The organism is Pseudoflavonifractor sp. An44, from assembly GCF_002161675.1.
GTDB classification, from domain to species: Bacteria; Bacillota; Clostridia; order Oscillospirales; family Oscillospiraceae; genus Enterenecus; species Enterenecus faecium.
This window is the reverse complement of record NZ_NFIH01000022.1, coordinates 13,966-36,265: the sequence shown is the minus strand read 5'-3', so window position 1 is coordinate 36,265 and position 22,300 is coordinate 13,966. Positions and strand designations below refer to the sequence as shown.

Annotated in this window: 20 protein-coding genes and 1 pseudogene; all 21 read right to left on the bottom strand. The window is 62.0% G+C overall.

Going from position 1 to position 22,300, the window contains the following annotated elements; genetic code table 11:
* Nucleotides 1–17 precede the first annotated feature (17 nt).
* Complete coding sequence (locus B5F98_RS10100) at nt 18–1,181, bottom strand: acyl-CoA dehydrogenase (protein WP_087231523.1); 1,164 nt, start codon at nt 1,179–1,181, stop codon at nt 18–20.
* Nucleotides 1,182–1,247: 66 nt separating this feature from the next.
* Nucleotides 1,248–2,099, bottom strand: coding sequence for a 3-hydroxybutyryl-CoA dehydrogenase (locus B5F98_RS10095; protein WP_087231520.1), 852 nt, complete (start codon nt 2,097–2,099; stop codon nt 1,248–1,250).
* A 508-nt stretch (nt 2,100–2,607) separates the two neighbouring features.
* Complete coding sequence (locus B5F98_RS10090) at nt 2,608–3,384, bottom strand: enoyl-CoA hydratase-related protein (RefSeq protein ID WP_087231517.1); 777 nt, start codon at nt 3,382–3,384, stop codon at nt 2,608–2,610.
* Nucleotides 3,385–3,689: 305 nt separating this feature from the next.
* On the bottom strand, nt 3,690–3,854 hold the full coding sequence (locus B5F98_RS10085) for a DUF554 family protein (protein WP_242961652.1): 165 nt from the start codon (nt 3,852–3,854) through the stop codon (nt 3,690–3,692).
* 15 nt (nt 3,855–3,869) lie between these two features.
* A complete protein-coding gene (locus tag B5F98_RS10080) occupies nt 3,870–4,781 on the bottom strand; it encodes a bifunctional riboflavin kinase/FAD synthetase (protein WP_087372138.1) in 912 nt (303 codons plus the stop codon).
* A 17-nt stretch (nt 4,782–4,798) separates the two neighbouring features.
* Complete coding sequence (gene truB, locus B5F98_RS10075) at nt 4,799–5,671, bottom strand: tRNA pseudouridine(55) synthase TruB (RefSeq protein ID WP_087372117.1); 873 nt, start codon at nt 5,669–5,671, stop codon at nt 4,799–4,801.
* Between the two features lie 17 nt (nt 5,672–5,688).
* A complete protein-coding gene (locus B5F98_RS10070; RefSeq protein WP_087372115.1) occupies nt 5,689–6,639 on the bottom strand; it encodes a DHH family phosphoesterase in 951 nt (316 codons plus the stop codon).
* A 2-nt stretch (nt 6,640–6,641) separates the two neighbouring features.
* A complete protein-coding gene (rbfA, locus tag B5F98_RS10065; RefSeq protein WP_087231506.1) occupies nt 6,642–7,031 on the bottom strand; it encodes a 30S ribosome-binding factor RbfA in 390 nt (129 codons plus the stop codon).
* 18 nt (nt 7,032–7,049) lie between these two features.
* Nucleotides 7,050–7,970 carry an N-acetyl-gamma-glutamyl-phosphate reductase gene (gene argC, locus B5F98_RS10060; RefSeq protein WP_087372112.1) on the bottom strand — a complete coding sequence of 307 codons (921 nt, stop codon included), beginning with the start codon at nt 7,968–7,970 and terminating at the stop codon, nt 7,050–7,052.
* Nucleotides 7,971–8,048: 78 nt separating this feature from the next.
* Nucleotides 8,049–10,376 carry a translation initiation factor IF-2 gene (infB, locus tag B5F98_RS10055; RefSeq protein WP_087231500.1) on the bottom strand — a complete coding sequence of 776 codons (2,328 nt, stop codon included), beginning with the start codon at nt 10,374–10,376 and terminating at the stop codon, nt 8,049–8,051.
* A complete protein-coding gene (locus B5F98_RS10050) occupies nt 10,376–10,783 on the bottom strand; it encodes a hypothetical protein (RefSeq protein ID WP_087372108.1) in 408 nt (135 codons plus the stop codon). Before B5F98_RS10050 ends, infB begins: the two co-directional genes overlap by 1 nt.
* Nucleotides 10,780–11,052 (bottom strand): YlxR family protein, encoded by a 273-nt coding sequence (locus tag B5F98_RS10045; protein ID WP_087231492.1) that lies wholly within the window; start codon nt 11,050–11,052, stop codon nt 10,780–10,782. The genes B5F98_RS10050 and B5F98_RS10045 overlap by 4 nt, the downstream gene beginning before the upstream one ends.
* Before the next feature lie 43 nt (nt 11,053–11,095).
* Complete coding sequence (nusA, locus tag B5F98_RS10040; RefSeq protein WP_087231489.1) at nt 11,096–12,286, bottom strand: transcription termination factor NusA; 1,191 nt, start codon at nt 12,284–12,286, stop codon at nt 11,096–11,098.
* A gap of 14 nt (nt 12,287–12,300) precedes the next feature.
* Nucleotides 12,301–12,747 carry a ribosome maturation factor RimP gene (gene rimP, locus B5F98_RS10035; RefSeq protein WP_087231486.1) on the bottom strand — a complete coding sequence of 149 codons (447 nt, stop codon included), beginning with the start codon at nt 12,745–12,747 and terminating at the stop codon, nt 12,301–12,303.
* Nucleotides 12,748–13,358: 611 nt separating this feature from the next.
* Nucleotides 13,359–14,642, bottom strand: a complete 1,284-nt coding sequence (locus B5F98_RS10030; RefSeq protein ID WP_343219403.1) for a glycosyltransferase family 2 protein — start codon at nt 14,640–14,642, stop codon at nt 13,359–13,361.
* A 271-nt stretch (nt 14,643–14,913) separates the two neighbouring features.
* Complete coding sequence (argS, locus tag B5F98_RS10025) at nt 14,914–16,662, bottom strand: arginine--tRNA ligase (RefSeq protein ID WP_087372102.1); 1,749 nt, start codon at nt 16,660–16,662, stop codon at nt 14,914–14,916.
* Nucleotides 16,663–16,696: 34 nt separating this feature from the next.
* Complete coding sequence (locus B5F98_RS10020) at nt 16,697–17,137, bottom strand: DUF1934 domain-containing protein (protein WP_087231477.1); 441 nt, start codon at nt 17,135–17,137, stop codon at nt 16,697–16,699.
* Nucleotides 17,138–17,153: 16 nt separating this feature from the next.
* Entirely contained in the window at nt 17,154–17,969 is an 816-nt protein-coding gene (murI, locus tag B5F98_RS10015) for a glutamate racemase (RefSeq protein ID WP_087372099.1), read from the bottom strand.
* A gap of 164 nt (nt 17,970–18,133) precedes the next feature.
* Entirely contained in the window at nt 18,134–19,534 is a 1,401-nt protein-coding gene (locus B5F98_RS10010) for a glycoside hydrolase family 32 protein (RefSeq protein ID WP_087372095.1), read from the bottom strand.
* A gap of 186 nt (nt 19,535–19,720) precedes the next feature.
* Nucleotides 19,721–21,100: pseudogene (locus tag B5F98_RS10005) on the bottom strand (PTS transporter subunit EIIC); the annotation flags it as partial.
* A 150-nt stretch (nt 21,101–21,250) separates the two neighbouring features.
* Complete coding sequence (locus B5F98_RS10000) at nt 21,251–22,234, bottom strand: LacI family DNA-binding transcriptional regulator (RefSeq protein WP_158096641.1); 984 nt, start codon at nt 22,232–22,234, stop codon at nt 21,251–21,253.
* Between the last annotated feature and the right edge of the window lie 66 nt (nt 22,235–22,300).

Here is a 22,300-nt window from a genome sequence, read left to right as displayed (position 1 = left end):
GCGCTCTTCCTCCTCAATTACTTAATGCCCAGGTTGGCAGCGATAACCATACGCTGAACCTCGGAAGTACCCTCGTAGATCTCGGTGATCTTGGCGTCACGCATCATGCGCTCCACGGGGTAATCACGGGTGTAGCCGTAGCCACCGAACAGCTGAACGGCACGACGGGTCACGTCGCTGGCAGCCTCAGCAGCGAAGAGCTTGGCCATGGCGGCGTCCATGGTGTACTTCTCGCCAGCCTGCTTCTTGGCAGCGGCGGAGTAGACCAGGAACTGAGCGGCCTGCATCTTGGTGTGCATCTCAGCCAGCTGGAACTGGGTGTTCTGGAACTGGGAAATGCGGCGACCGAACTGCACGCGCTCCTTGGTGTAATTGATGGCCTCTTCCACGGCGCCCTCGCCCAGACCCAGAGCCTGAGCAGCGATGCCGATACGGCCGCCGTCCAGGGTCTTCATGGCGATGGCGAAGCCCTTGCCCTGCTTGCCCAGCAGACGGTCCTTGGGAATGACGCAATCCTCGAAAATCAGCTCGCAGGTGGAGGAGCCGCGGATACCCATCTTCTTCTCGTGCTTACCAACCTTGAAGCCGGGATCGGTGCGCTCCACGATGAAAGCGGAGATCTCCTTGCTCTTGCGGCCGCGCTTGTCCAGCACGGTGCCGGTGACGGCGAAGATGACGAACACGTTGGCGAAGCCAGCGTTGGTGATGAAGATCTTGGAGCCGTTGATGATCCAGTTCTCACCGGACTCATCCAGCACGGCGGTGGTCTGCTGACCCTGAGCGTCGGTACCAGCGCCGGGCTCGGTCAGACCGAAGGCGCCCAGCCACTCACCGGAGCACAGCTTGGGCAGATACTTCATCTTCTGCTCCTCGGTGCCGTTCTCGTAGATGGGAGCGCAGCACAGGCTGGTGTGAGCGGACACGATAACGCCGGTGGTGCCGCAGACCTTGGACAGCTCCTCCACGGCCATGGCGTAGCTCACCACGTCGGCGCCAGCGCCGCCGTACTTCTTGGGAAAGTAGATGCCCATCATGCCCAGCTCAGCCATCTTCTTGACGGTGTTCTCGGGGAACATCTCCTCCTCGTCCACCATGGCAGCCAGAGGCTTGACCTCGTTCTCCGCAAACTCACGGAACAGCTTGCGCATCATTTCTTGTTCTTTGGACAGTTTGAAATCCATGGAATGTTTCCTCCTTATCAGTATGAGACCGGGGGGTGGCATTGCCGCCCCCCGGATGGGAGCAAATTATTTCTTGGTGTAGTCAAAGAAGCCCTTGCCGGTCTTGCGGCCCAGGTGGCCAGCGCGCACCATCTTGCGCATCAGCAGGGAGGCGCGGTACTTGGGATCGTGGGTCTCATTGTACAGAGTGTCCATGATGGCCAGGCACACGTCCAGACCAACCAGGTCGCCCAGAGCCAGGGGGCCCATGGGGTGGTTGGCGCCCAGCTTCATGGCGGTGTCGATGCCCTCAGCAGTGGCAACGCCGGTGTACAGCAGGTCGCAGGCCTCGTTGATCATGGGGATCAGGATCTTGTTGACCACGAAACCGGGGGCCTCGTTGACCTCCACGGGCTCCTTGCCGATCTCCACGGACAGGTCATAGATGGCCTTGTAGGTCTCGTCGGAGGTGTTGGCGCCGCGGATCACCTCCACCAGCTTCATGACGGTGGCGGGGTTGAAGAAGTGCATGCCGATGAAGCGGTCGGGACGCTTGGTAGCGGCAGCGATGGCGGTGATGGAGATGGAAGAGGTGTTGGAAGCCAGGATGGTCTCGGGCTTGCAGATGGCGTCCAGCTCAGCGAAGATGGACTTCTTGATCTCCAGGTTCTCAATGGCGGCCTCAACCACCAGGTCAGCATCAGCAGCAGCGTTCAGGTCGGTGGTGAAGGACATCTTGTCCAGGATGGCCTGCTTGCCAGCCTCGTCCATCTTGCCCTTGGCCACCAGCTTGTCCAGACCCTTGTTCAGACGGGCCTCGGAAGCCTGGATGATCTCGTCCTTAATGTCACGGACCACCACGTCAAAGCCCTTGCGAGCGAAGACTTGGGCAATGTCCAGACCCATGGTGCCGCCACCGATGACTACAACTTTCTTCATGATAAGTTCCTCCTCACTGGAATAACCAGTTTTAATATATGATAAGGGAAATAGCTTACTTGTTCTGGAAGTGCTTCTCAGCTATGTCTCGAAAACGCAAGCGTTTTCTCGAGGAGATTGCAGCCCGCTGCATCGCACTCGCCTTGCTCGCACGTTTGCGGGCTGAGAAGTGTATTTTCTGATGCACATGTCCTCAGAAAATACGGATTTCATTTTCTTTCGCCGTCTGCGGACGGCGAAACTCTGCCGAGGGCTTACCTTCCAAGAGGTGCTTACTTGTTCTGGAAGTTCTTCTCGGCACGCTTGGCCAGGAAGGCGCCCATGCCCGCCCCACCCGGTGTGATACACCGTGCGGGGACCCCATGATTTCACTCAAATCGCCGGAAATCAATTCCGTCGATTTCAAGGTTTTGGCCCAGGCCAAAACACTTGTCGGCGCTAGCGCCGCCCCGCCTTGCGGGGCCCCACGAGTGCATGGGGGAAGAACTTGGTACTTTCTTGAGAGCCCTTACTTGTTCTGGAAGTTCTTCTCGGCACGCTTGGCCAGGAAGGCGCCCATGCCCTCGTTCTTGTCCTGGGTGCCGCAGGTCACGCCGAAGGCCTCAGCCTCAAAAGCGGAGCCGGTGGCGATGTCGGTCTGCATGCCCATACGGATGCAGCGCTTGGACTCGGACACGGCGATGGGGGCGTTGGCGCAGATGGCGTTGGCCAGCTCCAGAGCCTTGTCCATCAGCTCCTCGGGAGCATACACCTGGGAGACCAGGCCGATCTCCTTGGCCTCGGCAGCGCCGATGACCTTGGCGGTGAGGATCAGCTCCATAGCCTTGGAGATGCCCACGATGCGGGGCAGACGCTGGGTGCCGCCGAAGCCGGGGGTGATGCCCAGGCCCACCTCGGGCTGGCCGAACTTGGCCTTCTCAGAGGCAATGCGGATGTCACAGGCCATGGCCAGCTCGCAGCCGCCGCCCAGAGCGAAGCCGTTGATGGCAGCGATGACGGGCTTGGACAGGTTCTCCAGACGCAGGAAGATGGAGCCGCCGTGGACACCAAACTTCTTGCCGTCGATGGCGGAGAAGTTCACCATCTCGCCGATATCAGCACCAGCCACGAAGGAACGGCCAGCGCCAGTGAGCACCACAACACGGACCTCGTCGTCGGCCTCCACCTGGGAGATAGCGGCGTCCAGGTCGCACAGGACCTGAGAGTTCAGGGCGTTGAGGGCCTCGGGACGGTCGATGGTCAGAACGGCCACATTGCCCTGCTTTTCAAACTTCACAAATGACATGTGGATTGCCTCCTTGCAATCAAATTTTACATCCAGACTACCTTTTCTTCATCGAATTTCCATCAAACTGCGGTGGAACGTTATATTTTTAACACGACTTTACAAAAGGCGAGCGGCAGACTTGTCGTTATTTTTTTAACAAATTTGCCGCAAAAAAATCCGGAATGTCGCTTCCTGCCATCCAGTATACTGCTTTCCAGGCCCATTTGCAAGGAATTTTCTTATAATTACCTGTACATTCCAAACGGTATTTTTTCCTATGTTTTTGTGCATAGTGCCCATTTCCAGAGCAAAAAATCGACAGCCTAGGACACCAGGCTGCCGATCACGTGAGAAATAGGGAAATACACCAGGGGCAGGAACATGGCGGGGAGCATATTCCCCACCTTGATCTTCTCTCTGCCCAGCCCCAGCATGTTGATGGCGATGCCCACAATGAGGGCGCCCCCCCACCGCCGACATCTCCACAACCACCACCGTGGCGATCATCCCTCTGCCTCTTCCCCGGCGAAGAACGCCCGGGTCTGGTCTGCATTGCGGAAAATCTCCTGTTGGAGCTGCTCCAGGGAGTCGAACTTCCGCTCGCCCCGCAGGTGGGTGTGCAGCTCCACCTCCATGGTCTGGCCGTACAGGTCGCCCTCAAAGTCCAGAATCCAGGGCTCCACGGTGACCTGGTTGGAGTCGTCCACCGTGGGGCGCACCCCCACGTTGGTCACCGCCAGGTGGGTCTGGCCTGCCACATGCACCCGGGTGGCGTACACCCCGAAGGCGGGCACCAGCACATTGGAGGGCAGCACCAGATTGGCGGTGGGAATGCCCAAGGTGCGGCCCAGCTGCTTGCCGTGGACCACGGTGCCGCTGATGAGGTGGGGGTGGCCCAGAAATTCACAGGCCCGGTCCATATTCCCCTGGGCAATGAGCCCACGGATGTAGGTGGAGGAGACGGTGATGCCGTCCATCTGTACCGGGGGGATGATAGTACAGCCAATGCCCATCTCCCCGCAAAACTCCCTCAACCGGTCCACATTGCCCTCTCCCTTGTAGCCGAAGTGGTAGTCGTGGCCCGCCACCACATGGACGGCCCCCATCTGCTCAGACAGGATGTGGGTGGCAAATTCCCGCCAGGGCATCTCCATCATGGCCCGGTCAAAGGGGAGCACCAGCACCTCGTCGGTGCCGTAGTACCGCTTCATAATGACGGCCCGCTCCTGGTGGGTGTTGATGAGGGGGGTGGGCTCACCCCGGATGAGGTCCCGGGGGTGGTGGTCGAAGGTGACGGCGGCGGCAATCGCTCCCCGCTCGTCCGCCAGCTCCCGGGCCGTGCGCAGCAGCGCCCCGTGGCCCCGATGTACCCCGTCAAAAAAGCCCAGGGCTATGACTCGTTGTTTCTCTGCCATGATGGTTCTCTCTCCGTTCAAGTGGGTTGAAAAAAGCGTTTGACGATGAGGAGCTTCCCCTGCTCCACCCGTCCCAGGGCCAGGAATTCCTCCTCCGGCCCGTAGATACGGTAAGTGCCGTCTTGAGCCTCCGGCTGGCACACCTGAGCGCCGTGGCGCACCCGGTCTGCCCCCCGCTTGCCCAAGGTGAGGGCGGGGTGGTCTGCAAAGAGGGAGTCGATGGGCCGCAGCAGCCCCGCCGGGTCCTCACAGGCCAGCACCTCGGCCAGGGGGTGAGCCTCCTGGAGGGTAAAGCCGCAGGCCATGGTGCGGCGCAAAGAGCTCATGCACCCGCCGCAGCCCAGAGCCGCTCCAATGTCGTGGCACAGGGTGCGCACGTAAGTGCCCTTGGAGCATTTCACCCGGATGGTGAACTCGTCGGGGGCGGTCTGCCCCTCCAGGGTGAGGGCATGGATGGTCACGGGCCGGGCGGGCCGCTCCACTTCTCTCCCCTTCCGGGCCAGCTCATAGAGCTTCTTGCCGTTGATCTTAATGGCGGAATACATGGGGGGTACCTGGAGAATGTCCCCGGTGAACTGGGGCAGCACAGCCTTCACCTGCTCGGCCGTTACCTCCACCGGGTGCTCCTCCAGAGTGTTGCCGCTGGTGTCCTGGGTGTCGGTGACCCGGCCCAGCTTCAGCCCCGCCACGTACTCCTTGTCCCCCCGCTCGGCAAATTCCACCGCCCGGGTGGCCCGGCCCACAAACACGGGGAGGACTCCGGTGGCCATGGGGTCCAGGGTCCCGGCGTGTCCAATCCGCCGCTCCCCCAGCACGCCCCGCAGCTTGGCGCACACATCCATGGATGTCCAGTCCTGGGGCTTGTCAATGATGATGATTCCGTTGGGCATCCTGTGTTCCTCCCCGGTTACTTACGGTTTAATTCCTGGTCAATGGCCTGCAAAATGGCGGCCTTGGCCTCCTCCACGCTGCCCATGACGGTGCAGCCAGCGGCGGCCTTGTGTCCGCCGCCCCCCAGATGGGCGCACACGGCGCAGGCGTCCAGGTAGTCGGCGTTGGTGCGCATGGAGATCTTGCACTCCCCGGGCTTCAGCTCCCGGATGGTGGCGGAGTGGCGCAGTCCCTCCAACTGACCCACAAAGGCGGCGATGTCCTCGGTGTCGTCGTTGGTGGCTCCGGCCTTGGCCATCACGTCCAAGGACAGGGTGGCCACCGCCACGGTATTGTCGTGGCACAGGTACAGCCCCTGGAGCAGCAGGCTCTCCAGGCGCATCCGGGCCACGGACTTGGTGCGGAAGTGCTTTTTGTTCAGGCGCTTGAAGTCAATGCCCTGCTCCATGAGCCCCGCCGCCACCCGGTGGGTGTGGGGGGTGGTGTTGGCATAGACAAAGCACCCGGTGTCGGTGGACACGGCCACATAGAGGGGGGTGGCGATGGTCTCGTCCATCACCCCCAGGTCCTGGGCGATCTCCCACAGGATCTCACCGCAGGCGGCCTTGTCCGCCTCCAGGCAGGTCTCCTTTGCAAAGAACTCCTGGGAGGGGTGGTGGTCGATGGCCAGGTCAATGCGCTCCACATAGGGCTGGGCATTTTGGGGCAGCAGCCCCAGGGTGGCCACGTCCACGCTCACCACGGTGTCCGGGGTGTACCCCTCGGGGGCCTCCACCCCCTCCAGGTACTCCCGGAACAGGGCGGTGGCGTCCAGAGAGGGGAGCAGCCAAGCGGTTTTGCCCATCTTGCGCAGCAGGTGGCACAGGCCCACGCCGCAGCCGATGGTGTCCCCATCGGGGCGCTTATGGGTCAAAATGAGATAGTTGTCGTGCTCGGTGAGAAACTGAGCCGCTTCCTGGTGGGTCATGCTCAATCCTCCTCGTCCAGCACGATGTGGGCGTTGGCGGGGTTGGCGGGCTTGACCACGTTGGGGTCCCGGAGCATCTCCAGAATGTGGGCGCCGTGGTCGATGGAGTCGTCCCGCTCGAAGATGAGCTCAGGGGTGTGGCGCAGGTTCAGCGCCCGGCTCAGTTCCCGGCGCAGGTAGCCCCCGGCGGACTTGAGCCCCTTCATCACTCCGGCCACCTCGGTCTTGTCCAGCACGGACACGTAGACCTTGGCAAAGTGCAGGTCAGGGGTGGTCTCCACACGGGTCACAGAGATGAGGCCAGTGACCCGGGGGTCCTTCACCGTGGGGATGAGAGCGGACAGCTCCCGCTGAATCTCCTCGTTGATACGTCCCAGGCGATTGCTTGCCATAGTGTTTTCCTCCTTTGGTTACAGGCTCAGACCACAGGTCTCGTCAAAGCCCAGCATCAGGTTCATATTCTGCACCGCGGCCCCGGACGCACCCTTGCCCAGGTTGTCAAAGACGGCGGTGACGGCGGTCTGCCCCTGGTGGCCATACACCACCAGACGCATGGTGTCCTTGCCGGAGAGGGCATTGGAGTAGATCATGGGCGCGTCCCCGCCCAGGGGGGCCACGCTCACCAGGGCCTGCCCGGCGTAGTGCTCGCACAGGGCCTCATGGGCCAGTTTGGCGTCCACCCAGGGCAGCAGCACGGTGGTGGCCATGCCCTGGGGGTAGTCTCCCACCACAGGGGCGAACACCGGGGCCCGGTCCAGGCCGCAGATCTTCTGCATCTCGGGCAGGTGCTTGTGCTGCAAGGTCAGGCCGTAGATGCGGCAGCTATCATAGCATGCCTCCCGTCCCTCCTGCTCATACTCGGCGATCATGCTCTTGCCGCCGCCGGAGTATCCGGTGAGGGAGTAACAGGTCAGGGGAAAGTGGGCGGGAATCACCCCCCGCTGCACCAGGGGGTACACCGAGGCGATGAAGCCGCTGGCGTGGCAGCCGGGGTTTGCCACCCGCTTGGACCGGACGATGTTGTTTCGATGGTTCTCGGACAGCTCCGCAAAGCCATAGTCCCAGTCGGGGTTGGTGCGGTGGGCGGTGGAGGCGTCAATGATGCGGGTGTCGGGGTTGTCCACCAGGGCCACCGCCTCCTTTGCCGCCTGGTCCGGCAGGCACAAAAACACCAGGTCGGCGGCGTTTAAAAGCTTTTTCCGCTCCTCCACGTCCTTGCGCTTGTCCTCCTGGATGAGCAGCAGCTCAATGTCGCTGCGCTGGGCCAGCCGGTCATAGATTTGCAGGCCGGTGGTGCCCTGTTTGCCGTCAATGTATACTTTGGGCTTCATATTACCACTTCCAGTTTGAAATATGGAATGTGGGGGCAGGCGAGTTGCCGCCCGCCCCCACACAAAAATAGAGCGTAATTACTGCTGCACCTGCTCCATCTGGAAGGCCTCGATGATGTCGCCCTCCTTGATGTCGCTGTACTTTTCAATGCCGATGCCGCACTCGTAGCCACGGGCCACTTCCTTGACGGAGTCCTTGAACCGCTGCAGGGAGTTCATGACGCCCTCGTGGATGACGATGCCGTCGCGCACCAGACGAATCTGGGCGTTACGGGCCACCTTGCCCTCGGTGACGTAGCAGCCGGCCACGATGCCCACGCCGGTGATCTTGTACACCTGGCGCACCTCGGCCTCGCCCAGAGCCACTTCCTTGAACTTGGGAGCCAGCATACCCTTCATGGCGGCCTCGATCTCCTCGATGGCCTGGTAAATGACCCGGTACATGCGCATATCCACGTTGTTGCGGTGGGCGGAGTCGGCGGCGTTCTTGTCAGGACGCACGTTGAAGCCCACGATGATGGCGTTGGAGGTGGTGGCCAGCATCACGTCGGACTCGTTGATGGCACCCACAGCGCAGTGGATGACACGCACCCGCACCTCGGCGTTGGACAGCTTCTCCAAGCTGGCCTTCACGGCCTCGGCAGAGCCCTGGACGTCGGCCTTGACGATGATGTTCAAATCCTTCATCTCGCCGGCCTGAATCTGGCTGAACAGCTCCTCCAGAGACACCTTCTGCTTGGCGTGGCCGGTGGTGGCGTTCTTCATCTCTTCCTTACGCTGGGCCACCAGCTCACGGGCCATGCGCTCGTCGGCCACGGCGTGGAAGTCGTCACCAGCGCCGGGCACTTCGCCCATACCGATGATCTCCACAGGCACGGAGGGGCCGGCCTCGGTGACCTTGTTGCCCTTGTAGTCGGTCATGGCACGGACACGGCCCACGGCCATGCCGGCGATGATGACGTCGCCCTGCTTCAGGGTACCGTTTTGCACCAGCAGAGTGGCCACAGGGCCGCGGCCCTTGTCCAGACGGGCCTCGATGACGGTACCGTGGGCGGTACGGTTGGGGTTGGCCTTCAGCTCCCGCATCTCGGCGGTGAGGGTGACCATCTCCAGCAGGTTGTCGATGCCCATACCGGTCTTGGCAGAGATGGGGCAGATGATGGTGTCGCCGCCCCAGTCCTCGGCCACCAGGCCGTACTCAGTGAGCTGCTGCTTGATGCGCTCGGGGTTGGCGGTGGGCTTATCCATCTTGTTGACGGCCACGATGATGGGAATCTCAGCGGCCTTGGCGTGGTTGATGGACTCCACGGTCTGGGGCATGATGCCGTCGTCGGCGGCCACCACCAGGATGGCCACGTCGGTGACCATGGCGCCACGGGCACGCATGGCGGTAAAGGCCTCGTGGCCGGGGGTGTCCAGGAAGGTGATGGGCTTGCCGTTGACCTCCACCTGGTAAGCGCCGATGTGCTGGGTAATGCCGCCGGCCTCGCCGGAGACCACGTTGGCGTGACGGATATAGTCCAGCAGAGAGGTCTTGCCGTGGTCGACGTGGCCCATGACCACCACCACGGGGGCACGGGGCACCAGGTCCTCTTCCTTGTCCTCGGAGACGTCAATGAGCTTCTCCTCGATGGTGACAATGACTTCCTTCTCCACCTTGCAGCCCAGCTCCATGGCGATGAGGGCGGCGGTGTCGTAGTCGATGATCTCGGACAGAGAGGCCATAATGCCGTTCTTCATCAGGCACTTGACCACCTCGGCGCCAGTCTTCTTCATGCGGCTGGCCAGCTCGCCCACCCCGATCTCGTCGGGAATTTTCACGGTGAGGGGGGTCTTCTTGGCGATCTCCAGCTGGAGGCGGCGCATCTTCTCCGCCTCTTCCTGCTTGCGCTTGTTGCCGAAGTTCTGGCCACGGTTCTTGCCGCCGCGGTTCTGGAACTTCTGCTTGCCGGTCTGCATGCGGTTGGCCTTATCGGGAGCCAGGTCCTCCAGACGCTGGTCGTACTTCTCCAGGTTCACCCCGCCGCCCTTACGGGTGTCCACGATTTTCTTCTCGGGAGTGCGGCTGTGGGGCTTGTGCTCGACGGCCTTGGCAGGCTCCTTCTCGCCCTGCTTGGCAGGGGCGGCCTGCTGGGCCTGGTTGCCCTGGGCCTTGGCGGCGGGAGCCGCGGGCTTCTTCTCGTGGTAGACGTCGGCGTAGATGCTCTCAATGGACGCCACCTGGTTGTTCTGAGTCAGGTGCTCAAAAATCACCGTCAGTTCCTTGTCGGTGAGGGTCTTGGTGGGAGAGACATTGCTCATCCCGTGCTGGGCCAGCACACCCACAATCTCCTTGGGCTGTACCCCAAAATCCTTGGCCACGTCACGGGCGCTATATTTCGTAAGGCTCAAATCGGCCACCTCCATCAGTTCGCGTTGCGTGGGGTGCGACGACGCCCCACAGTTTTGGTTTGTTTTCCACGGCTGGACTCTGCCAGGGCCTGGGCCAAGGGCTCCAGGTCGCCGTTGGTCTGGGCCAGGTCCGCCGCCACCGCTGCGGCAAGCCCCTTATCGGTGAGCGCCGCCACGGCGCAGCTGTTGCGGCCCAGGGCCGCCCCCAGCTCCTCCTTGGTGCAGGGCAAAGCCACCAGCTCTACCCCCGCCCGTTGGGCCTCTCGGGAAGCCCGACGTACCGTATTCTCTGCGGCATCAGCGGCGTGGAGCACCAGGCGGGCCCGGTGGGTCTGGCAGGCCTCCCCCACGGGGAGCTCGCCCACCGCCAGGTTGCTGCCCCGCAGGGCCAATCCCAGCAGTCTCAATGCCTTTTGGCTCACGGCGTCTCACCCGCCTTCATCTGCTCCTCCAGGGCCTCATATACCTCTGGGGCAATGGGGGCGGAAAAGGCCCGCTCCAGGCTCCTGGCCTTCTTGGCCCGGGCCAGACACTGCTGGTTGGGGCACACATAGGCCCCTCGTCCCGGCTTCTTTCCCTTAAAATCCAGGGAGATCTCCCCCTCCGGGGAGCGCACCACGCGAATGAGCTCGCCCTTGGGCTTCATCTCCCGGCAGCCCAGGCACTGGCGCATGGGTATTTTTTTCGGCATTCTCCTTCACCCCCAATGATTCATGTTCGGTGGGGCGGGAGGCTTACTCCTCCTCGCCCATCAGCTCCTCGGCCTGCTCCGGCTGATCCTCTACGACCTCCACGGGCTCCTCCGCGGTCTCCTCCATGAGCTCCTCGGCGGGCTCGGGGTCGCTGGCGGGCCGGATGTCGATCTTCAGGCCGGTGAGGCGGGCGGCCAGGCGGGCATTCTGGCCCTCCTTGCCGATGGCCAGGGACAGCTGGTCGTCAGGCACCACCACACGGCAGCGCTTGCCGGGCTCCAGCTCCACCACGCTGAGCACCTCGGCGGGAGCCAGAGCGGCGGCCACATACTCGGCGGGGTCCTCGGAGTACTTGATGATGTCCACCTTCTCGCCCCGCAGCTCTTCCACCACGGCGTTGACCCGCTGCCCCTTGGGGCCCACGCAGGCGCCGATGGCGTCCACATTCTCGTCCTCGCTCCACACGGCCAGCTTGGTGCGGCTGCCTGCCTCACGGGAGATGGACATGACCTGCACGGTGCCGTCGTAGATTTCCGGCACTTCCAGCTCAAACAGGCGCTTGACCAGGCCGGGGTGGGTGCGGGAGATGACCACCTGAGGACCACGGTTGGCCTGGCGCACCTCCACCACATACACCCGGATGCGGTCGCCCTCCTTGACCACCTCGCCGGGCACCTGCTCATCGGCGGAGAGGAAGGAGTCGGTGAACTCGGACCCGGAGGTCAGACGCACGGACACAGAGCCGTTGCGGGCATCCACACGGGTGACCACACCGGAGATGATCTCGTGCTCCTTGGCGGAGAAGGCATCGAAGATCATGGAGCGCTCCGCCTCCCGCATACCCTGGACGATGACCTGGCGGGCGGTCTGAGCGGCGATACGGCCGAAGTTCTTGGGCTTGATCTCAATGCGCAGCACGTCGCCCAGAGCCACCCGGGGCAGAGCCCGGCGGGCGTCGGCGATGGCAACCTCAGTGTTGGGGTTGGTCACTTCCTCCACCACTTCTTTTTTGACAAACATGCGCACCGAGCACTTCTCTTCGTTGGCGTCCACGATCACGTTGTCGGTGATCCCGGCGTGGTCCCGCTTGTAGGCGGCCACCAGAGCCTGGGTGATCTTGTCGATCATGTAACTTTTGGGAATGCCCTTTTCCTTCTCAATGTCGGAGATGGCGGCAAAGAATTCCTTGGCGTCCAGCTCCATGCTCTTTGCAGCAGTCTTTTTCTTGGCCATATCAATGAACTCCTTTAAAATGTGACGTGGAGACGCACCTGCGCCACGTCCTTTTTCTCAAACGTCTTGTCATCCACGGTGACGTTGCCGTCCCCATCGCAGCCCACCAGGGCGCCGGTGTACTCCTTGCGCCCGTCCACGGGGCGGTAGAAGCGCACATCCACCTGCTGTCCGGCGCAGGCGGCAAAGTGCTCGGGCTTTTTCAGGGGGCGGTCCAGCCCGGCAGAGGACACCTCAAAGGTGTAGCTGCCCTGGATGGGGTCGGCCTCGTCCAGCAGATCGGACAGGGGTCGGGACACCGCCTCGCAGTCGTTGATGTCCACACCGCCCTCTTTGTCGATGTAGACTCGCAAAAACCACTCTCCGGCCTCCTTGACGTACTCCACGTCCCACAGGGTGCATCCGGCCTGCTCCACGATGGGCTGTGCCAGCTGGGCCACCACGTCGGTCACTTTTGCCATGTTCACTCAGCTCCTTTCCTCTGTCCGAAAAGAAAGAGTGAGGCGGATGCCTCACTCTTACCTAAACTACCCTACTTACGATAGCAGTATACCATACCCCTGCCTGGATTGCAAGCCCCCAAGGCGCACAGATGGAAAAATCTCTGTGGGCTTTGGCCCACGCCTTTTGGTGAAGAAGCTGGTGCTTCTTCCAGTTCTCAGGCGCAGCCTTTCTCCCCTGGCGAGGGGAGACGCGCTCCGCTGGGGGCCAGGCTTCCGGTAGCTGGGAACAGCGGCCCATCAGAGTGAGGCCCTGGCGATAGAAGTAGCGTTTGTCAGAGAAGTGGGTACTATCCATAGAAGTTCCACGCCATCTATGTGACCCCACCGGGCCAAGGGCTGAAAAGAGAAAGGCGCAGGGGCTCCCAGTACCGCGGGGTGGATTCCACAAGGCGGGGGAAGGCCCCGCCTTTGGCGATTCTTTCCCCAATTTCTCATCGCTGAGAAATTGGGCCCAGCGGAGCGCGTCCCCAGGCTGGCAAGCCTATGCCTTGCCATAATAGTAAAGTCAAGTTCTCTATGCTCAAAGGAGAAAACCCCCAGGGCTTACGCCCCAGGGGTCATTTCTAACGTTAAGTCAAAGAGCCATTCTTGGCCTTCAAGCTGGCCGAAGAGTTGTGGCGAATGGGCTTCCACTCCACTCGGCGCACCAGAGCGGCCAGAGAGATGGGGATATAGGTGAGCATGAACAGAGGGAAGGTAAAGAGATAAATCACCTTATCCACAGCCCGGGCATGGATGGCCTTCCACTCCACCGCCAGGGTCACAGCGCCGTAGAGGAGCATGACCAGGTAGAAGTTGAACAGGTTATCCATGACAAAGAGCAGGGAGTCCTGCACCAGCTCGGTGGCCACAATGCGGGGCTCGGTGAGGGCGGACAGAAAGATGAAGATGTTGATGCCCAGCACGCCCATGGTCAGCAGCATACCGGGAGCCACGGTCATCATCATGTCGTAGCAAGCGAAGCGGCCCTTCTTCTGGGTAAAGCAGCCCCGGAACAGGCCTCCTATGTAGCGGGCAGCCACCTGATAGAAGCCCTTGGACCAGCGCATCCGCTGGGTCCAGGACTGCTGGAAGGTGGTGGGCTGCTCGTCATACACCACAGCCTTGTCGCAGTAGCCAATGCGGCGGCCCTGGACGGCGCAGTCAATGGAGAACTGAATGTCCTCGGTGAGCAGGTGGTAGGGCCAGCCGCCGTTGTCCCGCACCACCTGGGCAGAGACCAGGAAGCCGGTACCGGAGATGGCGCAGCCCGTGCCCATCTGCATCCGGGAGAAGTTCAAGAAGCGGGCCTCGCGGAGGAACCACAGGGAGTAGCCGGCGGAAATCCAGTTGGAGGCGTAGTTCTTGGAGTTGCGGTAGCAGGTTATGGCGGCATAGTCGCCGGAGTCGAACACATTGTTCATCTCCCGCACAAAGGCAGGGTCCACAATGTTGTCCGCATCAAAGACAAAGTAGCCGTCGTAGACGTCGCCCTTCCCCTCCTCTTCCAGGCGGTGGAAGAACCAGTCCATGGCGTAGCCCTTGCCCACCCGCACCCGGTCGAAGCGCTCGTAGACGTGGGCACCAGCCTGGCGGGCCACCTGGGCCGTGGCATCGGTGCAGTTATCGGCAATCACATAAATGTCCAGCAGTTCCTTGGGATAGTCCTGCTGTTGCAAGCTTTCAATGAGCTCACCTATGACCTCTTCTTCGTTACGGGCGGAGATGAGCACTGCATATCGGTGAAGCGTCTTGGCCTGCCCGGACACCGGATACTTCCGGCGCAGCAGTCCCACCACGACGTAAAACGCCTGATATGCATACAAGACCGCCAAGATCAAGGTGAGTACGCCGCAGAATTTCTGTAGCATCATCAACATAGTTCACACCTCATATCCTTTTCTTCGTTCTTTTTCATTCTTCTATCTCCAACCCATCGGTCTCCACACCGATCGGTTGTACTACTCTATTCCCTTTGGACGCAACTTGCAAGGGGTTGTTCCATTTCTTAATAGATTCTTTAGAACTTCTCCATATTATATTCATAATCTATAAAAATCCAAAGGCTTTTTTGTGCACTTTTTCAAATCCTCCGCAAAAATCCGCCCTCCTGTTGCAAGCCGGAGGGCGGAAGCGGAACGGGACTTACATTTTTTCCGGAGCGGTCACGCCCAGCAGTCCCAGGCCGTTGGCCAGCACCAGACGCACGGTGTGGGCCAGCTTGAGCCGGGCTGCCTGCACCTGGGGCTCCTCCCCCTTGATGCGGCAGGCGTTGTAGAAGCGGTGGAAGTCCCCGGCCAGACCGGTGAGATAGCGGTTGATGCGGCTGGGGTCGTAGTGCTGGGCCGCCTGGGCGATCTCGTTGGGGTACTGAGCCAGAGTCTTGATGAGGCCCCGCTCCTCCTCGGTGGAGAGCAGAGCGGCGTCCACGTCGGAACAGGCGGGCACCTGCACGCCCTCAGCGGCCAGGTTGGCGATGAGGGAGCAGATACGGGCGTGGGCGTACTGGACGTAGTAGACGGGGTTGTCGGAGTCCTGACGCACGGCCAGGTCCAGGTCGAAGTCCAGGGGGCTGGTGGAGGCCCGGTTGTTGAAGTAGTAGCGGGCGGCGTCCACGCTGATCTCGTCCAGCAGGTCGTGGAGGGCGATGGCCTTGCCGGTGCGCTTGGACATCCGCACGGGCTTGCCGTCCTGGAGCAGGTTCACCAGCTGCATGAGCACGATGACCAGGCGGTTGGAGCCGTCCAGGCCCAGGCCGTCCAGAGCGGCCTGGAGACGGGCCACGTGGCCGTGGTGGTCAGCGCCCCAGACGTTGATGACCTTGTCAAAGTGACGCTCTTCGAACTTGTTGCGGTGGTAGGCGATGTCGGCGGCAAAGTAGGTGTAGAAGCCGTTGGCCCGGCGCAGCACGTCGTCCTTCAAATCCAGCTTATCCACCTGCTCCTGACTTCTGCCCTCCCGCAGGTACTTCTCCTTCAAAAGTCCGGTGGTGTCCAGCCACAGAGCGCCGTCCTTCTCGTAGGTCCAGCCCTTCTGAGCCAGCAGGTCCACGGTCTGGGCCACATAGCCAGAGTTGTGCAGCTCGGACTCCAGGAACCACTGGTCGTACTCGATGCCGTACTTGTTAAGGTCGGCCTTCATCTTGGGGATGTTGCGCTCCAGGCCGAAGGCGCTCATGTCCTCCAGCCACTTCTCCTCGGGAGCGTCCTTGTAGCTGTCGCCGTGGACAGCGTAGAAGGCCTGAGCCAGCTCCTTGATGTCCTCGCCCTGGTAGCCCTTCTCGGGGAACTCGTAGCCGTCCTCACCCAGGATGATCTGCATGTACCGGGCGTGGATGGACTGGGCGAACTTGTGCACCTGGTTGCCGGCGTCGTTGACGTAGAACTCCTTCCAGGTGTTGTAGCCCACCCGGGAGAGCACATTGGCCAGGGTGTCACCCAGCACGCCGCCACGGGCGTTGCCCATGTGCATGGGGCCGGTGGGGTTGGCGGAGACAAACTCCACCATCACCTTCTGGCCGTGGCCCACGTCGCTGGAGCCATATCCGGCGGGGTCCGCCTCCACCGCACCCAGCACCTGCTGGTACCAGTTGGGGGAGTAGAAGAAGTTCAAAAAGCCGGGGCCGGCAATCTCAGCCCGCTGGAACAGGGTGCCCTCCAGCTCCAGGTTGTCCAGAATGATCTGGGCAATGGCACGGGGGGCCATCTTCAATGCCTTGGCCCCCGCCATGGCAAAGGAGGAGGCAAAGTCCCCGTTGCGGCTGTCCTTGGGCACCTCTACGGTGCCTCGGATGGTCTCACCCTGGGGCAGCAGGCCCTGGTCGGCGGCCTTCTCATAGGCCTTCTGGGTCAATTCCGCCACCTGGTCCCGGGCGGTCTGAATCAAATTTGCCATCGTTTTTCTCTCCTTTGTAGTCTAACTCCGCCTGTCACTGAGCAATAGACGGGTCCTTTTTCACATTCATGCGGAAGATGTTCTGACCCGCCAGCAGATGGTCGATCTCAATGGCGTAGTCGATCTCCAAATCTCCCCCGGCCTCCCCCAAGGTGGAGCGCATCCGCCGGGTGAGGATGCCCACGGACAAAGAGCCGTAGGGGGTCTCGTACATGGACAGGTGGCGCTGTCCCTCTTCAAATACCATCTGGGAGTTGATGCTCCCCTCTCGCAGCAGGGTCACCCGAGGGCCGTCCACACGCACCACCGTGGTGGTGCCCTCCAGTCCGGTGAGCTCGCTCTCCTCGTAGGAGATGGTGTAGCGCCCCTCTCCCTCCTGGTTGAGCACGCCCGCCGTCACCAGCTCCATCTCATCGGGTCCGCCCTCGGCGCTGACCTGGGTGCCTTTGATGGAAATAATCACATTGTCTGTCATGGCTCCCGTCCTCCCATTAGTACACGGTGATGTCAATCTGCTCCACGTCCCCGGTGACGTCCTCACCCAGGAACATGGAGGCCAGGGCGGCAAAGTCCCCGGTACTGTCGCTGACGAAGTAGCGGTGGCTGCCCTTCCGGTCCTGAGGGGCCAGCTGGTCCCGTCCGGAGAGCTGTCCCATGACCCAGCGGGCGCACTCCGCGCCCACGTCCACCAGCTCCACCTCAGGGCCCATGTAGGCCCCGATGACCTCTCGCAGCAAGGGATAGTGGGTGCAGCCCAGCATGAGAGTGTCCACCTCCTGGGCCTTCACCTCTTCCAGGTACTCCTTCACCACCGTCTCCACCACAATGTCGCCGGGGTGGAAGCGGCCGTTCTCCACCAGGGGCACAAAGAGGGGGCAGGCCCGGGCGGTCACCTGGGTGCCGGGGCGCAGGGCATCCAGCGCCCGCTCGTAGGCCCCGGAGCGGATGGTGGCCTGGGTGCCGATGAGCCCCACCTTGCCGTTTTTCGTGCGTTGGGCCGCGGCCCGGGCGGCGGGCTCCACCACCCCGTACAGGGGCACGGCGTACTGCGCTCGCAGAGTGTCCAGAGCGGTGGTGGACACGGTGCCGCAGGCAATGACAATGGCCTTGGGGTCAAAGGTGCTCAAAAAGGCCACGTCCTGCTGGGCGTACTTGATGATGGTCTCTTTGGAGCGGCTGCCATAGGGCACCCGTCCGGTGTCCCCGAAGTACACCAGATCCTCCTGGGGCATCCGTCGGGCCAGCTCCCGCAGGGCGGTGAGGCCGCCCAGGCCGGAGTCAAACACTCCAATGGGACGTGTATCCATCCGACGCCCCTCCTTTCCTTCATATGAAACCATAGTATTATATGTCATTCTTAACCGAAAAACAAGTGGTGATTTGCCACAGAATCCCCCCTCTTTCCCCTCTCCTTTTGCTAAAAAAGCGGATGCACCCAGGAAAGAGTGCATCCGCTTGTCCGGTCATTGGTTTAACCTTCGGCTTGGGTCACCTGCATGGCGCCCATCTCCCACACCCGGGCCTGAGCGCCTGTGATGGCAATGCCCTGGGCCTCCGGCTGGGGATAGTAGCGGGTGGAGAGCACCTGCTGGCCATCGTTGAGGAAGATCTCCAAGCTGGAACTGTCCCCCAAGATGCGCAGGGCGTTGAGCTGGTCCACCGCCACACGGCGCACGGTGCGTCCCGCTCCCCCCTCCAGGAAGGAGAGGGTCACCAGACCCGGCTGCCACTCCAGCACGGCGGCGTCCCGGAACGCCATCCGCCCGCGGGGCTCTGTCATAGCCTCCAGGTCAAAGACCTGGGCCTGATGGGCAGGGATGGCCGCTCCCCGCAGAGCCGTGATCTCCACGGCGGGCAGGCGCACCAGCCGGTCCCCCTGCCGCCGCAGCTCACAGGGCACGGTGAGGCAGTGCTGCCAGCCGCGCTCGGTGGTGGGGTTGGTGTAGTCGGCGTCGGGCATGCCCATCCAGCCGAACATCAGGCGGCGGTCCCCGTCCTGGAAGGTCTGGGGGGCATAGAAGTCAAAGCCCAGGTCCATCTCCACAAACTCGCCCAGGGAATACTCCCCCCGGAAGTCCCCTTGGAGGGGGAAATAGCCGCAGGAGTACACGTTCTGGAACCGGGTCTCCTCATGGGGCACCCCCTGGGGGGAGCAGACCAGGAACCACTGCCCGTCCACACAGAACAGGTCGGGGCACTCCCACATGTAGCCGAAGTGGTGGGGGGTCTTCAGGGCCTGGAGGAAGGTCCAGTTGAACTTGTCCGTGGACTCAAACACCAACAGCTGGCCGTGGTCGTCCAGGGTGCGTGCCCCCTGGACCATGTAGTATTTCCCGTCCTGGGCCCACACCTTGGGGTCCCGGACGTGGCAGGTCAGGCCGTCGGGGTAGTCCTTATTCTCCATCAACAGGGTGTTGGACTCCACCGTCACCCCGTCCTTGGACACAGCCAGGGCGGTGTTGTGGCCACGCCCGGCCTTGATGTAGTCGTAATTTCCGGCGTGTTTCACGTTGCCGGTGTAGTAGAGATACAGCGTTCCGTCCTCCACCAGGGCAGAGCCGGAGTACACCCCGTGGATGTCCCAGGGCTGGTCCGGGTAGAGCATAACGGGCAGGGCCTCCCAGTGGAGCAGGTCCCGGCTGCGATAGTGGCCCCAGTGCTTCACCCCTCCGGTGACATCAAAGGGCCCGTACTGATAAAACACGTGGTACCAGTCCCCGCACCGGCACAGGCCGTTGGGGTCGTTGAGCCACCCCACCGGGGGCATCAGGTGAAAGGTCTGGCGGAAGGGGTCTGCAGCCGCCTGGGGTCCGTCTTCCCGTTCCACCCGGGCCACCAGCCGCTCCAAATCCCGCTGCAATGCATTACTCATGGTATTGTGGTCCTCCTCATTCAGCGCTTATCGTTGTCGGTTTTCAAAAATCCAGGCGCCCCAGGGAATCTTCCCAGAGGCGCCTGGAAGAGGGAGGGCTCAGACTGCGTCTTCTCCCTGGCCCGCCGCCAGCTGGGCGGAGGCAGGAGCCTGCTCCACAGCCTGTTCCGGCTGGGCGTCAGGTTCCTCTTCCTTGATGCCGAACATCCAGGATAGGACGAAGGCCACGCCAGTGGCAATGCCGATGGTGATAAGGTACTGAACCGGGCGGTGCAGGTGGAGCAGCACGCCGAAGATACCGGTGACGCCGGTGCCGGTGGCGCCCAGCCCCACGATAGAGGCGTACAGAGCGCCGCAAGCGCCGCCGATGGACCCGGCAATGAAGGGCCGTAAGAAGCGTAGATTCACGCCGAAGATGGCAGGCTCGGTAATGCCCATGAACGCCGACAGAGAAGCGGGCAGGGCCATGGACTTGAGTTTCTTGTTGCGGGTCTTCAGGGCCACGGCCAGAGCAGCGCCGCCCTGGGCCACGTTGGCCGCCGAGGCCAGGGGCAGCCAGAAGGTCAGGCCATACTGACCCAACTGCCCCAGATCAATGATGGTGTACATGTGGTGGATGCCGGAGACCACGGTGGTGGCATACAGGCCGCCCATGACAAAGGAGCCGATGCCCAGGGGGATGGCGATGAGCCACTGCACGCCGTTGATGACGAAGTTCTCCACGGTGGTGAACACAGGGCCAATGGCGGCCAGAGTCAGGTAGCCGGTGACAAACACGGACACCAGCGGGGTGACAAAGAGGTCAAACATGGGGGGTACGACTTTGTGTAGCTTCTTTTCAATGGTACACATCAGCCACACAGCGATGATGACGGGAATCACATGGCCCTGATAGCCCACCAGGGGCACCTCGTACAGGCCGAAGAACACTTCCTGGTAGGTGTGCACCCCTTCGGTGGCCACGGTCCAGGCGTTTTGCAGGCTGGGGTGGAGCATAATCATGCCAATCACCGCGCCCAGGAAGGGGTTCCCACCAAAGACCTTGGCCGCGGAGAAGGCGATGAGAATGGGCAGGAAGGTGTAAGCCACGTTGGAAAACAGATCGGCAAACACAAACAGAGAGCTGCTGGTGTCCAGAGCCAAGAATCCGTTGTTGGTCATGAACTTCAGCGACTCCATGATGCCCATCAGGAAGCCGGAAGCCACAATGGCGGGGATGATGGGCACAAAGATGTCGCCCAAGGTCTTAATGGCACGCTGGAACCAATTGCCCTTCTTGGCTCCCTGAGCCTTCGCCTCGTCCTTGCTCACCGCAGCGGTGCCGGACAGCGCAATGAACTCTGCGTACACCTTATTTACCGTACCAGTGCCCAGAATGATCTGGAGCTGGCCCTGTGCCTGGAACACGCCCTTCACACCGTTGGCGTTCTCCAGGGTCTTCTTGTCCACCTTCTTGTCGTCTGCAATCACCAGACGAAGCCGGGTGGCACAGTGGGCTGCGCTGACGACATTTTCCGATCCGCCAACGGCATTGAGAATTTCCACTGCTGTCTGCCTGTAGTCCATAAATCTCCTCTCCCTTGTTCACGATTTTCGATGAAACCAGAACGAAATCGGTTTCATCCTTGTTGAATCTATCATATCACGAATTTAGGGGGAAATCCATTGTCCTACCGGGAGAACGCAACTTCAATATCTTGTCAGTTCCACAAGGTTTCACAAAATGCCGGTGGAAGCTCGCTCCATGATCTCGTAGCCCAGACACACGTTGCGCACCCCGGCTCCCTGGCTGCGCAGCAGCCGCAGCAGCAGCTGGGCGGCCTCCTGGCCGCTGGTCTCGTAGTGCAGGTGGGCGCTGGTGAGCGGGGTGGCGGTGACCTGTCCCAGGGTGGTGTCACCCACTCCGGCGATGAGCACGTCTTTGCCCACCCGGAGCCCCAGCTCCCGGCAGGCCTGCATGGCGCCAATGGCGATGGCGTCGGTGGCGCAGAAGATGCCGTCGGGGCGGCGGGCCTGAATCAACGCCTTGGCCTGGGCATAGCCCTCCTGCATCCGAAAGCCGGACACACACATGTCCTCGGTGCGCACGGGCAGCCCGGCCTGTCGCATGGCCTGGACATAGCCCTCCCGCCGGGACAGGCCGGCGGCCCGGTCCTGGGCCGTGACCCCGATGTACGCCGGGTGGCTGCCCCGCTGGATGAGTAAACTGGTCAAATCCCGGGCGGCGCCCAGGTCGTCGTGGTAGACGCAGCTGTACCCGTCGTACTGCTGGGCCACAATCACCACCGGCATGTGCATGCTTTTCAGCACAGCCCGGTGCTCGGGGGTGAAAATGCTGGCCAGGAAGATCACCCCGTCTACTCCGCTCTGGCGCAGGGCGTCCAGATATTCCACCTCACGCTCCGGGCGGTTGGCGGTGTTGGCCAACAGCATCCGGTAGCCCTTGTCGCCCAGCACCAGGCTGATGCCGTCCACCACCCGGGCAGTACTCTCGCCGCTGAGCCGGGGCAGCACCACCCCGATCTGCCGGGTGCGGCGGGTGCGCAGCCCCCGGGCCGCCTCGCTGGGGGAATATCCGGTACGGCGCACCGCCTCCTCAATGGCGGCTCGCTTCTCGGCGCTGAGGTATCCGTTGTTAAAGTATCGGCTGACCGCTGTTTTGGAAACTCCTGCCAACGCTGCAAATTCGGTAATGTTCATACCCATTCCCCTTTCCAGGTCTGCGACGGCCCCTTCCCGCCGTCTTCCTCTCTTGTTACCTCTATC

Coding starts and splice junctions, on each gene's coding strand:
- B5F98_RS10080 (WP_087372138.1), bottom strand. CDS start 4,781: ATGGCAGAGAAACAACGAGTCATAGCCCTGGGCTTTTTTGACGGGGTA.
- nusA (WP_087231489.1), bottom strand. CDS start 12,286: ATGGCCAAGAAAAAGACTGCTGCAAAGAGCATGGAGCTGGACGCCAAG.
- rimP (WP_087231486.1), bottom strand. CDS start 12,747: ATGGCAAAAGTGACCGACGTGGTGGCCCAGCTGGCACAGCCCATCGTG.
- rbfA (WP_087231506.1), bottom strand. CDS start 7,031: ATGGCAAGCAATCGCCTGGGACGTATCAACGAGGAGATTCAGCGGGAG.
- B5F98_RS10045 (WP_087231492.1), bottom strand. CDS start 11,052: ATGCCGAAAAAAATACCCATGCGCCAGTGCCTGGGCTGCCGGGAGATG.
- B5F98_RS10070 (WP_087372115.1), bottom strand. CDS start 6,639: ATGACCCACCAGGAAGCGGCTCAGTTTCTCACCGAGCACGACAACTAT.
- murI (WP_087372099.1), bottom strand. CDS start 17,969: ATGGATACACGTCCCATTGGAGTGTTTGACTCCGGCCTGGGCGGCCTC.
- B5F98_RS10010 (WP_087372095.1), bottom strand. CDS start 19,534: ATGAGTAATGCATTGCAGCGGGATTTGGAGCGGCTGGTGGCCCGGGTG.
- B5F98_RS10090 (WP_087231517.1), bottom strand. CDS start 3,384: ATGTCATTTGTGAAGTTTGAAAAGCAGGGCAATGTGGCCGTTCTGACC.
- B5F98_RS10100 (WP_087231523.1), bottom strand. CDS start 1,181: ATGGATTTCAAACTGTCCAAAGAACAAGAAATGATGCGCAAGCTGTTC.
- B5F98_RS10095 (WP_087231520.1), bottom strand. CDS start 2,099: ATGAAGAAAGTTGTAGTCATCGGTGGCGGCACCATGGGTCTGGACATT.
- argS (WP_087372102.1), bottom strand. CDS start 16,662: ATGGCAAATTTGATTCAGACCGCCCGGGACCAGGTGGCGGAATTGACC.
- argC (WP_087372112.1), bottom strand. CDS start 7,970: ATGAAGCCCAAAGTATACATTGACGGCAAACAGGGCACCACCGGCCTG.
- B5F98_RS10020 (WP_087231477.1), bottom strand. CDS start 17,137: ATGACAGACAATGTGATTATTTCCATCAAAGGCACCCAGGTCAGCGCC.
- B5F98_RS10030 (WP_343219403.1), bottom strand. CDS start 14,642: ATGATGCTACAGAAATTCTGCGGCGTACTCACCTTGATCTTGGCGGTC.
- infB (WP_087231500.1), bottom strand. CDS start 10,376: ATGGAGGTGGCCGATTTGAGCCTTACGAAATATAGCGCCCGTGACGTG.
- truB (WP_087372117.1), bottom strand. CDS start 5,671: ATGCCCAACGGAATCATCATCATTGACAAGCCCCAGGACTGGACATCC.
- B5F98_RS10000 (WP_158096641.1), bottom strand. CDS start 22,234: ATGAACATTACCGAATTTGCAGCGTTGGCAGGAGTTTCCAAAACAGCG.